The organism is Dyadobacter sediminis, from assembly GCF_005860765.1.
Taxonomy (GTDB): Bacteria; Bacteroidota; Bacteroidia; order Cytophagales; family Spirosomataceae; genus Dyadobacter; species Dyadobacter sediminis.
The window spans coordinates 496,505-509,119 of record NZ_VCEI01000011.1 but is presented as its reverse complement, the minus strand read 5'-3'; the positions used below and the strand labels follow the sequence as shown (position 1 = coordinate 509,119).

Annotated in this window: 9 protein-coding genes; all 9 read right to left on the bottom strand. The window is 47.5% G+C overall.

Annotation, left to right across the window (positions count from 1 at the left end):
* Positions 1–395: 395 nt before the first annotated feature.
* Complete coding sequence (locus FEM55_RS02995; protein ID WP_138279823.1) at positions 396–2,612, bottom strand: xanthine dehydrogenase family protein molybdopterin-binding subunit; 2,217 nt, start codon at positions 2,610–2,612, stop codon at positions 396–398.
* A gap of 127 nt (positions 2,613–2,739) precedes the next feature.
* Positions 2,740–3,834, bottom strand: a complete 1,095-nt coding sequence (locus tag FEM55_RS02990; RefSeq protein ID WP_138279822.1) for a CgeB family protein — start codon at positions 3,832–3,834, stop codon at positions 2,740–2,742.
* Positions 3,831–4,919, bottom strand: a complete 1,089-nt coding sequence (locus FEM55_RS02985; RefSeq protein WP_138279821.1) for a CgeB family protein — start codon at positions 4,917–4,919, stop codon at positions 3,831–3,833. The genes FEM55_RS02990 and FEM55_RS02985 overlap by 4 nt, the downstream gene beginning before the upstream one ends.
* A complete protein-coding gene (locus FEM55_RS02980; protein ID WP_138279820.1) occupies positions 4,916–6,031 on the bottom strand; it encodes a CgeB family protein in 1,116 nt (371 codons plus the stop codon). The genes FEM55_RS02985 and FEM55_RS02980 overlap by 4 nt, the downstream gene beginning before the upstream one ends.
* On the bottom strand, positions 6,028–7,161 hold the full coding sequence (locus FEM55_RS02975; RefSeq protein WP_138279819.1) for a glycosyltransferase family 4 protein: 1,134 nt from the start codon (positions 7,159–7,161) through the stop codon (positions 6,028–6,030). The genes FEM55_RS02980 and FEM55_RS02975 overlap by 4 nt, the downstream gene beginning before the upstream one ends.
* Complete coding sequence (locus tag FEM55_RS02970; RefSeq protein WP_229209062.1) at positions 7,148–8,152, bottom strand: Gfo/Idh/MocA family protein; 1,005 nt, start codon at positions 8,150–8,152, stop codon at positions 7,148–7,150. Before FEM55_RS02970 ends, FEM55_RS02975 begins: the two co-directional genes overlap by 14 nt.
* Before the next feature lie 10 nt (positions 8,153–8,162).
* Entirely contained in the window at positions 8,163–9,116 is a 954-nt protein-coding gene (locus FEM55_RS02965; protein ID WP_138279818.1) for an MDR/zinc-dependent alcohol dehydrogenase-like family protein, read from the bottom strand.
* Between the two features lie 12 nt (positions 9,117–9,128).
* Positions 9,129–11,153, bottom strand: coding sequence for a GDP-mannose 4,6-dehydratase (locus tag FEM55_RS02960; RefSeq protein WP_229209061.1), 2,025 nt, complete (start codon positions 11,151–11,153; stop codon positions 9,129–9,131).
* A gap of 66 nt (positions 11,154–11,219) precedes the next feature.
* Positions 11,220–12,338 (bottom strand): NAD-dependent epimerase/dehydratase family protein, encoded by a 1,119-nt coding sequence (locus tag FEM55_RS02955; RefSeq protein ID WP_138279816.1) that lies wholly within the window; start codon positions 12,336–12,338, stop codon positions 11,220–11,222.
* Between the last annotated feature and the right edge of the window lie 277 nt (positions 12,339–12,615).

The window sequence follows — 12,615 nt, the reverse complement described above, 5'->3', positions numbered from 1 at the left end:
TTGAAACCAAAATACGGCGTAGGAACAATAAAAATTAAGTTATACGATCTAACTATTTTTGTCCAGATGCGAATTATATGCTAATCTTTTCAAAAAGCCTTTATAAAGCTGCCCGGATGGAAGGTTGCCACGATACGGGATGTATATACACCGGAACAAAATAAAAATGGAAGCTCTAAAAGTGCTTCCATTTTTTGATTAACCTCATAATAACAGTAATACATTGAACTGCAGCAATTGCTACAATCCGGGGCGAGCCCTATCAATAACTGTGCCTGTAATGGAAGGTTGCCGGTCTTGATTGGTTTTTACTGATGAGCACGCCGCTTATTGGGTGCATATGGCAACTGAATCATTATTGTTCATCCTCTGGATTGCTGAACCGGATTGTTTCATTAAATCAATTTATCCGCAGTGATCGGCAAGGAACGTACACGCTTTCCGGTTGCATGATAAACGGCATTGGCCACAGCAGCAGAAAATCCGACAATTCCGATTTCGCCGAGTCCTTTTGTGCCCATCGGATTGATGACCGGATCGGGTTTATCTATGAAAATAACTTCTATGGAAGGAATATCGGCATTTACAGGCAAATGATAATTAGCCAGATCATTGTTGACATAACGCCCAAAACGATGATCTACAATTCCTTCTTCCAGTAAAGACACGCCAATACCCCAGACAACGGAACCATAAACCTGGCTGGTTGCGGTTTTAGGATTGATAATCCGGCCGGCATCTATCGCTGAGACGACTCTGCGGACTTTCACTGTTCCGGTGAGCGGATGAACAAGGACTTCAACAAAATGGGCACAAAAGGATTTTCCGGAAAACTGTTCCTTTTCATTTCCGCTTCTGGATTCGGCAGTTACTTTCAGTTCAGAAAGTTTGTTCCGGCTTAAAAGTTCAGAAAATGACCATTTTCCTTGCTTTTCCTGATCTGTGACCATGCCATTTTCCACTACCAGATCGTCCGTGTTTTTTCCGGATAAAGGAGCATTATCAGTGTTTGCCGCCAGTTCTTTCAAGCGTTTTTGCAAGGCTTTCACTGCATCGTGAACTGCCGAGCCGACGGATGCGGTCGTATGCGATCCAAACTGGCCGGGAGCTGTGGGGAACATGGAATTTCCCCATTGAAATTCGACTTTCGAAATATGGATGCCGAACGCATCGGCTGCGATCTGTGTCATCACAGTAGCCGAACCGGGGCCAACATCCGCAACGGAACTTTGTACAACCAGACTGCCGTCCGGACGCAATGTCGCGCTGGCAGTTGCCGGTGAACGGTCCGATTTGTAGATGCCGCTGCTCATTCCCATGCCGAGTTGCCAGCCATCAGACGTCATCGAACCGGGAACGGGATTCCGTTTGTCCCAGCCAAAATTTTCACCTGCTTTCTGAAAACACGCTTTTAAATGATTGCTTGACCAGTCCAGGCCGGATTCCGGATCTTTCCCGGCAAAGTTTTTGAGCCGCAGTTGAACCGGGTCCATTTTCAGTACATAGGATAATTCATCCATCGCACATTCCAGTGCAAAAGAACCGCTTGTTTCGCCGGGACCGCGCGTCCAGCATGGCGTTGACATGTCGAGCGCCAGCAGTTTATAAGTCGTATGCAGATTGGGACATGCGTACAAGGATCGAGTCGGATCAGTAATCCGTTCGGTAAATTCCTCATAAGCAGACGTACTTCCGATAACCTCATGCCTGATGGCAGTCAGCGTTCCGTTCTTTTCGGCACCAATGCTGAATTTCTGTACGGAAGCAGGACGGTAACCTACCATATTGAAAACCTGATCGCGCTTTGCCATTACCCTGACGGGCCGGCCGACCTTTCTGGCACCGAGCAGTGCAGCCATTTCCTGCGGCCATACCCTGGAAGATGAACCGAACGCACCGCCTACAAACGGAGCATGTACTTCAATAGCATCTTCCTGAATATCGAAAGCGGTTGCTATTTCCTTTCTGGCCATTTTCACAGCCTGCGTTTTATTGTAATCCGTCAACTGGCCGGAAGCTTTCCATTCCACCGTTGCCGCATGCATTTCCATCGGATTATGTACTTGCAGCGGCGTAGTATACTCCGCCTCTATCTGTACGGCAGCAGCTTGAAAAGCCTGATCTGTTCCCCGGCTGTAATCCTCTGTTCGTTTTGGTTTGTAGGCTTTTTCCCGGTTTACTGTAAAATCGGTTTGATGCGGTTCTTTGTGATAAGTGACCTTAACCAGGCCGGCAGCAAAATCAGCCCTTTCCAGCGTATCGGCAAGAACAAGCGCAACGGGCTGATGATTGTAATAAATCCGGTTATCAAAAAATACACGGAACTCCTTTCCCTCAACACGGGATTGCGCTTTTGGTTCTTTATTCCAGCCGGGTACGTCCGGACGGTTCAAATGCGTAAGAACAGCAACTACACCCGGCGAGGATTCTGCTTTTTCAGAGGCAATATTTTCAATGCTGCCTTTGCTGATGGTGCTGGTGACCAGCACGCCGTAAAGCGTACCTTCCGGTTTGTATTCCGCAGCATAGCGGGCAGCGCCGGTTACTTTTGCCTTTCCTTCTACGCGGCTTACCGTCTTCTCCGGATCGTAATGCAGCTTGTTCTTGTCCATAAAATAAGGAAAGTATGATTCTGATCGGTTATCATTCAAGTTCTTATCTTATAACAATTATACCAATCCGACAGCTTGCCGTCACATCCGTAATCATACTTTGCTTTCTTTCAGGAACAGCAGCGGTTCATTCCTGTACCGTTCTGCTGAATGCTGTTGCTTCGGAATAATAGGTTTCCAGTTCTTTGGCACGGTGAGCCGCCGTATGATACGCGAGTACTTTTTCACGGGCACTGGCTGCAATCTGCTGTCTTTCCTCTTCGCCGATTCCGGTCAGATAGTTTACAGTTTCTTCTGCTGATTTCGAAATCAGGATTTCCTTGCCGGGTTCAAATATACTTTCAATTCCTTCCCAGTAATCGCTGATGATCGGTGTATTGCACGCCGCTGCTTCAAAAAGGCGGACACTGGGCGAATAGCCGGCCCTGATCATATCATCACGCGTTATGTTCATCGTAAAACGCTGGCTGTTATAGAACTTCCGGTGTTCCAAGGGCGGTAAATGCTCAATTCTTTCCACATTGGAAGGCCATTCAATACCTGCCGGGTACTGCGGACCGGCTACTACAAAACGGCCGCCTTGAAATTCTTCTGCTGCCTGGAGCATGAGTTTGGTCAGCGGCGGCTGCCGGTCGGTGCTGTACGTTCCCAAGTAACCCAGATCCCATTGTTTTACCTGTTCTTCCGGAAAGTAAAGTTCAGGGTCAAAGGAGCAGTAAAACGGCCTTGCCATAGGCGATCCGTACTGTTCTTCCAGACGTTTCAGAGTTGGCCCGCCGGTAAAGCTCAGATACATATGGTACATCGGGATCAAATCCGGATGCAGGTACTCAAAGTCGTTTTTTTCCATTTTCGCCAGCGTAACCGGCGTATCAATATCATAAAACGCCGTTATTCCATCAGCTGTTTCCACCACAAAATGGCCGACTGCAACGCCTTCCGGAACATACGATCCGACTATAACCAGATCCGCGAACCGGATGATTTCCGTATGCTTTTGGCGAAGTTCATCCAGGCCGCTGTAAAGAATGGTGTTGCAGTAAGAGAAATCTTTCAGGTCGCGGTTCGATGCATACCACGGAACGTCTCTTTCCAGAAAAGTAACGTCATGCCCGTTCTTATGCAGCTCCCGGATAAGTCCCCGGAAAGTGGTGGCGTGTCCGTTTCCCCACGATGAAGTAATGGACAATCCAAGCACAACGATATTCAGGTTATTTTTCATAAAACGGCTCTGTTATCCACCAATTCGGACTGAAGAATGATATCAAGTTCGGCTGCACGGTGCGTGTAGGTATGCTTTTCCAGTACTTTTTCCAGTGCCGCCTGACCAATATGAAGTGCTTTTTCCGGATCAAGGGCCGATAGGAGCGCTTTTACTTCCTCACCGCTTCGTGCCACCAGAATTTCCCTGCCCGGCTCAAAAAAGAACTCGATGCCTTCCCAGTAATCGGTAATGATGCACGCGCCGGCGCCGGCCGCTTCAAAAACGCGGGTGGCAGGCGAAAAACCATATTTGGCCATGCTGTCACGGCTGATGTTCAGGACGGCTTTCGGTGAGCAGTTCAGCGCATTGTGGTCTTTCGTAAATACGTGTCCGATGTAATTGATATTTTCGGTCATCGGCTTGTCGTGCCAGCCGTTTCCACCCAGTATAAATTTCTGATCCGGCATGTCTGCAGCTACTTTCAGAAAAAAGTCCTCCACTCTTTTTTCACGGTCCGGCAAGCGGTTACCGAGAAAGACAAGATCGACATCAAACCGGCTGTCTTTTTCTACCGGATGGTGCGTGGAAGGATCAAGCGCATTATAGATCGGGTAACATTTTTTTGCGCCAAGATCGGTATAGGCATTGATGACCGGATCACCGCCGCCATACGTAAGCACCAGATCATATTTCGGAATCAGTTCTTTGAAATAATCCCCGTCATTTGTATGCACCCTGTCCAGCGTTGCAGGCGCGTCCACATCCCAGAAAATGACAAATTTGCCTGCATCTTTCAATTTGGCCACTTCCGTTTCCAGCAGTTCATCAAATACCCCGACACCGCTTGTTTTAATAATCACATCGGCGTCCATGGCATCATGAAGTACCCTGAAAACATCCGCTTCGGAAGGGTGATAAACGACAATGCGCGCCCATTCCGGATCGGCCATATCGCGGTTTTTCTGACGGTCATAAGCATCCGGTTCGTAAAACGTTATGGTATGTCCTCTTTCATTCATCGCCCGGATAATGCCTCGGTAATAAGTGGCCGCGCCGTTCCAGTAAGCGGAAACCAGGCTGGATCCAAAGAATGCAAACTTCATGATAAAGTGTTTTGGTTAATGTTGTTTACGCCTAATTCCTCACAGATCCCGTACAGTTCGTCGGTACGGTGCGCGCATGTATGTTTGGCCAAGATCGTTTCCAGTGCATGATCCGTTATTTCTTTTACAAAATGGTCGTCTGTCAGCACCTTTTCAATCCAGTATTTCATTTCCTCCTTGTTTTTGGCAAATACGAAATCCTTGCCCGGCGAAAACAGGTTTTCGGTATCGTTCCAGGGTGCAGAAATCAGCGGAATACCGCATGCCATGGCTTCGAACGGCCGTATGGTCGGGATTCCGGGCAGTGATTTTACATAAGGCCCGCGCGGCACGTGTGCCGTAAAGCGGTACTTTGCAAATACTTCGGGTGCCTTGAAATTCGGCAGCCATCCGGCATATTCGATGCCTGCTTCGGCCAGTGCTTCCCTGGCATGATCGGGATAACGTACGCCGTAGATTTTCGCTTTCAGTCCGAGTTCTTTGACCGGCTCAATGATGAATTCAAAAAGTTCTTTGGTCCTTTCTTCATCGCCCCAGTTTCCCACCCAGACAAAATCGCCGTCATAACCTGAATGTGCAACCGGATGGAAAATAGCGGTATCCGCCGCTTCGTGCCACGTCCATGCTTTGCTCGTCCATTTTTCCTTTAAATATATATCCCGGATCACGCCGCCGAACGCCAGTACACCGTCATACTGACTGATATCGTAAGCGCTCATGCTTTGTTTTTCCGTAACCGCGCGGTGATGTGTATCGTGAAAAAGCAGTTTGAACGCGTATTTCTTCTTCTTCTCCCCGATGGATTTTACCAAGGCATGATCGTTCCATTCATGCACCAGCACAAGGTCCGCATCTTTCAGAACCTCATCCAGATCCAGCGTCGAAGGATCGTAACGGATGCTGCTCAGCAATGGATAATAGGTATAGAGTTCGTTTACTGCTTCCACACCATAATCCGCCATGAGGTTCTGCACACTCCATGCATCTTTGGGTTCGTATATTTTTACGTTGTTGCCTCTTTTGATAAGTTCGGTAGCAACCCCTCGCAGAAAATGCGCATTTCCGTGATTCCAGTCTGACAGCAGGGAATGATAAAAAAGGACTATATTCATTTTAATGTATTTTTTTCCAGAACCGGTTGATTGTATTCCTGTAATAACTGGCGGTATAAATCCATATACTGCGTGGCCATACGGTGTGTGCTGAACTGCTTTGCATGGTTTTGCGCTTTCGATGCCATGCTTTCAAGTTCATGCTGATCATTCATCAGGTGATTAATTGCCCGGGCCAGTTCATCCGCATCATCCGTGTCGACAAAAACGGCATTATCCTGCCAGATTTCTCTCAAAGAAGGAATATTTCCCAGCACCAGCGCACAGCCTGACAAAGCGGCTTCCAGAACAGAGAGTCCAAACGGCTCGTATTTGGCAGGAAGCGCGTAAATACTTGCTGTGGAAAGTTCTCTGGCTATATGCACCGAACTCAGCTTGCCGAGATTACGCACTTTACTTTCGGAAAAATCCAGCATATTGTGCTGAAAATGGTTATCTCCGGCAATTTTAACCGGATGATGCAGGTTTGAAGACGCCTGCATGAGCAACTGTACATTCTTCGCTTCATCCCAGATTCTGCCCATGCACATCACCGTACCGTCTTTTTCAGCCGCATGCAAATGCGATGCATTTCTTGCATTGTAAATGACCGAATGACTTTGCCGTAAGTTGTAGATGTCGTTGATCTCGGATATCATGGCCTGCGACGGCGCTACAATATGGTTTGCATGCAGCAGTCCGTTCCTGACTTTGGCGAAATACGTATTGCATGCTGCCGGCGGGTTCTGCTTTTTTACAGCTCTCCACCATGAATATACGTCACTGTGCGCAACGATCAGAACAGGCGCCTCCCAGTTCAGCGAACCGTACACATAGCCGTTCAAATGAATGATATCCGCCTGAACTGCTTTCTGCAACGCCAGCAGATACGCTTCCGAACTGGAGATATCTTCCCACGGATCTTCCATCCATTCCAGCTGAAAATCCGTTTCGTAAACGATTACATTACTGAGTTCACTGACTTCCTTTTGCTGCCATTCCTGCATCCTTGCGCCAAGTGTCACCAGATGAAAATGGATGTTGTACCCGGATAATGCCTTGCAAAGGTCCATGGTATACGTCCATACTCCACCGACCGTATCGGCAGTCATCAGGATTTTCAGCGGAGAAGGATGGTCAGCTGCGCCCATATATTTTGTCCAGTACAGCGGCAGAAGGCAAGTATTGTTCAGCAGAAGCTACGAATTCGGAACTGACCGATAACTGATCGATCCAGTTCACCAATGCCCTTCCGCCCCATGCGTCCGGCGGACCTGCAAGCGTTTCCGACTTTGTGCCCCAGAACCGGTATGCAGCGAAATCATAAAAAGAGCCATTCAGGTTTTTGAGGCTGACGCCGCCGTTAGTACCGTAGAACGATGCCTCGATAACGGCTTCCTGACCGGCCTGAAGATTCCAGCTGCATGCAAGCTGCGCATTTATATCATTCGCAAGTTCGAGTGAAACATTTGCATAATCTTCCACTTCATTCTTTCCTTTTACCGAAATTCCTTTGCTGTACAAGCTGCTGTTCACCTGCGTTACATCCGGAAAATCCAGCGCATAAAGCATCAGATCGATCAGATGAATGCCGAGATCCAGCACGCATCCGCCGCCGGATTGCTTCATATCATAAAACCAGGGTTTATCCGGACCGTATGCGTTATGAAATTTGAGGTCAACCGCAAATATTTTTCCAAGCTCACCGGATTGTACCAAAGGAAGTATTTTCTGAAATGCCGTTGTATAGCGGTACGAGAAATCAGCTCCGAGCAGTTTATTCGCTTTTCTTGCAGCCTCAATCACCGCCGCGACTTCCGCCGCATTTCTGCCCAGCGGTTTCTGGCAAAACACGGCTTTGTTGTTTTCAAATGCCAGAACCGCCTGCTGCATGTGCAGCGCACTTGGCGTAGCAATTACAACCGCGTCTATGTCCGGATCGGCAACCACTTCTTCAAACGACAAAGCAGTTTTGGCGCCCGGTGCCATTTGAAGTGCTTCCGAAATGCACTCGGCCGAAGGATCGGACAGCATGGCCACATCCGCAGTTCCGCTTTCAATGGCTGCCTGCATTCTGTTACGGCCAATCCAGCCTACGCCGGCAAAGGCCAGCGCCGGTTTTGTTTTAGAAAGAATATTCAATACGCTGAAATTATATTTGTACAAGTGCTTTCATGAATCCGTCCGGACGGGCCGAAGTCATTTCGAATCCCCGGGCTAACTGGTCCAGCGGAAGTACGTCGGTATAGAGCCGTGTTGGGTCCATATCGCCGTTCAGTACAGCTTCAACTGCCTTTTGCATGCCAAGCAGATACCGTTCCGGCTTTCGTTCGTGTGCATTGATGACATCAATCCCTTTCCAGTTCCATTTCTGCATATTGACCTGACGAAGGCCGTCCTGATGATATCCTGCAATGATCAGCCTTCCGCCTTCCGCTACAATTTCCGTAGCAATGTCAATGGCTTCCTGCTTTCCGGTTGCTTCAACAACCTGGGTGCAGAATTCACCGCCGGTAATTTCGCTGATTTTATTGGAAACTTCCCATGTACTCGTCAAAGGAATCATTTCATCAGCTCCGAATTGTTTTGCATAGTCCAGTGAAAAGGACCGTTTGGAAACTGCTATTACCTTTGCGCCTTTTTTCTTGGCAAGCTGGCAAAGCAAAATACCCAGAAACCCCATTCCGATAATGGCAACAGTGTCACCTGCCGAAATATCGCTCCTTTCAAAGATATTCATGGCGCAGCCGAGCGGTTCACCGGGAAAAGGCAGGTTGCCGAGCGCGGAAGGAAGTTTTACAACGGAACCTACCGATGCCGTATCGTATTCTGCATAAGCCTTGCCGGAAAGAAATGCAACACGGTCGCCGCTGACCAGATTTGTGACTTTATCACCGACTGCGTCCACAATTCCCCAGCCTTCGTGTCCGGGCGAACCGGCATTGACCGGATAGGAAAACCATTCTCTGCCTTCCCACAACGGCAGACTTGATGCACATATTCCGCAGCCTTCCACCTTGATCCTTACTTCATCTTCACGTATCTCAGGAATTTCCACTTTTTGCAATTCAAAGAATCCTGGCTTTGTCAGTACTGCTGCAATCATTAAAAAACGGGTTTAAAAAACAGGCTGCTTACTTGCAATTTCGGAATGTTCCGTACTTTTCAGTTCGGGAGAAATCGCATTTTCCTGCAGCCATTCAATTAATTTTTCCACACCTTCCAGCGGACTCACATTCGGGTTCCAGCCGGTAACTGCCTGAAATTTGTTAAAGTCGGAAACATAGTATTTCTGATCGCTGGAACGCCATTCTTCCAGCCTTACTTCCGGTCTTTCGCCCGAAACCATGCTGATCATTTCAATCAGTTCCAGCAAGCTTACGGTATTTTCAGGACCGCCACCAATGTTGTAGGCATTTCCGGAAATCGTTTCTATATTTTCTTCGGCAAGCAGAAATGCATTGACCAGATCATCTACAAACAAAATATCCCTTACCTGTTTGCCGTCGCCATACAATGTTATCGGCTTGTCTTTCAATGCCTGAATAAGAAAATGCGCCACCCAGCCCTGATCTTCGGTACCAAACTGGTGCGGGCCGTAAATGCAGCTCATGCGGAACACCACACTTTTGATCCCGAACGTACGTGCATAATCCAGAATATACTGATCCGCAACGCCTTTTGTACAACCGTACGGGCTGTGAAAATCCAGGTTTCTTTCCTCGCTGATGCCGTTCGCCATTACCATCAGGTTGGACGGGTAGTAACGCGTTTCATTCGACAACATGCCAAGATCGTGCAGATCGCCGTATACCTTGTTTGTGGAGGTAAAAATGATTGAAGGCTGATGACTTGTATTCCGGATGGCTTCCAGCAGGTTGAGCGTACCCAGTGCATTGACCTCAAAATCGTGATAAGGATCAGTAAGACTGGAAGTTACGGCAACCTGTGCAGCAAAGTGATATATATGCGAAGCATGCTGAACCGCTTGTCTGACCGCACGTTTATCCCGGATATCCGCAATCATGATGTACAGGTTATCGGCGTATTTTTCACGCAGCCAGAAAAGGTTGTTTTCAACGCCAGCCCTTGACAAGTTATCCAATATCAGAACCGGTTTTCCCTGACTTAAAATTTTATCTGCCAGATTGATCCCTACAAAACCGGCACCGCCTGTAATCAGCGTATACTGCTCAGTAAAACTGTTTTCATCCAGCGGAACCGTCATCCATTCATAATTGCTTATGCCGGATAATCCTTTTGTTGAGAGTAATGTATACAATAGCTTTGGCGAGCCGTTCTGGTTTTTCATTCCAAATGCATATTCCCTTTCGTCCAGATGAAAACGGTCTACGGCAGGCAGTTCAGCCGAGAGATCTTCCAGACTGTACCAGTACATTCTTTCCGCATCGGCTTCCAGCGCTTGGATAAATTCCTTGACCTGCTTTCTTTCGTTTTTCTGCCATGTGGAAAAACCAGCTTCCGTGATCCAGATTTTTGCCAGGGACTGATGTTCATCGAGAACCTTCTGAACCTTGCTGATTTCCGCACTCCATCCTTCCCAATTACTGTCAAAAACATCCGGAAAACCGTGAACGCCCACCACGTCAATATGTTCCATCAGACCTTTCCTGAACATTTCCCGAAGCCAGTTGGCATCAATCGGGCTCATGCCGCCCAGAACGGTTTTCTTTCCTTTCTGCCTGCACCAGTTAGCCGCAGAACCTACCATTTCACAAAATGTATCCCATTGCGGGTCCAGCGTGAAATCGTACTCGGCCATGTTGTTCGGCTCGTTCCAGAGTTCTATATAGTCAAAATACTGACCGTATTCGGTAATGATTGTATCTACAAAATCAGCAAAGTCTTTAGGATTTTGCGGAGGCGCAGACGATTTCGGCTTTACTGCAATGGATGGCGGTGTATAAAGGATACACGGAAGGACTTGCAACTGGTCGCCAAGCGTAGCAAAAAGCCAGTCGTACCATGCTTTTCCTTCAGGTAAATGCCAGTCAGCCCAGGAAACGTTTGTACGAATATGCGTAACACCCAACTTCTGAAAATCTTCCACTACCCTCTCTACTTCCCGGTGCTGATTGATATGAAACCATTGTACGATTCCGACACTATTTGCATGTTCCATATCTTTTCTATTCAAGGAGATATCCTGCACCATATTTACGTTACATGTTTATATGAGAAGATAATACTATACTGTAAGTCCTCTTGTTACTAATTCATTTTTTGCTTCCGCCACCCGGTCCTCTGCCGTCTGGCCTTCCAGCCATGTAGCCAGTTCCACAAGTCCTTCTTCCAGGGAAATTTTAGGCTGATAGCCCAGGATTCTTTTCGCCTTTGAAATATCTGCAAAGCAGTGACGTATATCTCCAACGCGGTATTTACCGGAAATTTCAAAATCTAAATGCTCTTTACCAAGCACTCGTGCCATTTTTTCTGCAATTTCAACGATGGTGTAAGCATTTCCGCTGCCAACGTTGAACGATTCATAATCAGCTGCGGGCGTTTCAAGTGCCAGTCTGGAAGCCTGCGCTATATCCAGCACACTCACAAAGTCACGCTGCTGATTTCCGTCCTCAAAAATCATCGGTGCGTTTCCGTTCAGCATCCGGGATGCGAAAATGGCCAGTACGCCCGTATACGGATTGGATAATGCCTGGCTTGTGCCATATACATTGAAGAAGCGAAGGGCAACGGTAGGAATATTGTATGCTTTGCCGATCAGCAGGCACATTCTTTCCTGATCATACTTGGACAATGCATAAACGGATGCCAGCGAAGGATTCTTCGTTTCGGGAGTCGGATAGGGAGTCAGGACATTTCCGTCTTCACCGTACACTTCCCAGCTCCCGGCTTTCAGCTGATCGAGCTTGCGTTCCATGCCTGCGCTGATCGTACCTTTACTGTCTTTATAAAGACCTTCGCCATAAATACTCATGCTGCTTGCAACAACGAGTTTTTCAACAGGATTTTCGATCAGTGCTTCCAGCAAAACAGCGGTTCCGGTATTGTTTACATCGGTGTACTCCCGTACCTGATACATGCTCTGGCCGACGCCGACCATGGCAGCATAATGATAAACGGCATCCACTCCTTTCAACGCTTGTTTTACCTTGTCAGGATCACGGACATCTCCGACGATCAGTTCCACTTCCGGATTCAGGTATTCCGGACGAACGCAGTCTTTGCCATGAACCTGTGCATTTAAATTATCTAGCGCCTTTACATTGTATCCCTTATCCAGAAGTTCATTTGCCAAATGGGAACCTATGAAGCCAGCGCCTCCTGTTATTAGAACTGTTTTGCCCATATTTTGAGTTTAGTAAAGCGGAAGTTATAAAAAAAACCGTTCCATTCGTATAAGCATCAAAATAAAGCATTATACCGTCACAGATCACTATACGGCAATTTTCAGGTATATACCTGCTTTGTACCTTGTGTATGTGATTTTCCAATTCCGGCCGGTTGCCATTTCTGAAATCCGCACAAATCAAAACCGTTGTCGCGAGCTATGTAGATCAAGAAGATAGGTAAATAGATGCTTGCCGGAATACAATAATTTCCCGGAATGTGAGTTGACGACGAAA

Excerpts from the sequence above, each read along its gene's own strand:
- FEM55_RS02995 (WP_138279823.1), bottom strand. The coding sequence starts at position 2,612 with ATGGACAAGAACAAGCTGCATTACGATCCGGAGAAGACGGTAAGCCGC.
- FEM55_RS02990 (WP_138279822.1), bottom strand. The coding sequence starts at position 3,834 with ATGAAAAATAACCTGAATATCGTTGTGCTTGGATTGTCCATTACTTCA.
- FEM55_RS02985 (WP_138279821.1), bottom strand. The coding sequence starts at position 4,919 with ATGAAGTTTGCATTCTTTGGATCCAGCCTGGTTTCCGCTTACTGGAAC.
- FEM55_RS02980 (WP_138279820.1), bottom strand. The coding sequence starts at position 6,031 with ATGAATATAGTCCTTTTTTATCATTCCCTGCTGTCAGACTGGAATCAC.
- FEM55_RS02975 (WP_138279819.1), bottom strand. The coding sequence starts at position 7,161 with ATGGGCGCAGCTGACCATCCTTCTCCGCTGAAAATCCTGATGACTGCC.
- FEM55_RS02965 (WP_138279818.1), bottom strand. The coding sequence starts at position 9,116 with ATGATTGCAGCAGTACTGACAAAGCCAGGATTCTTTGAATTGCAAAAA.
- FEM55_RS02960 (WP_229209061.1), bottom strand. The coding sequence starts at position 11,153 with ATGGAACATGCAAATAGTGTCGGAATCGTACAATGGTTTCATATCAAT.
- FEM55_RS02955 (WP_138279816.1), bottom strand. The coding sequence starts at position 12,338 with ATGGGCAAAACAGTTCTAATAACAGGAGGCGCTGGCTTCATAGGTTCC.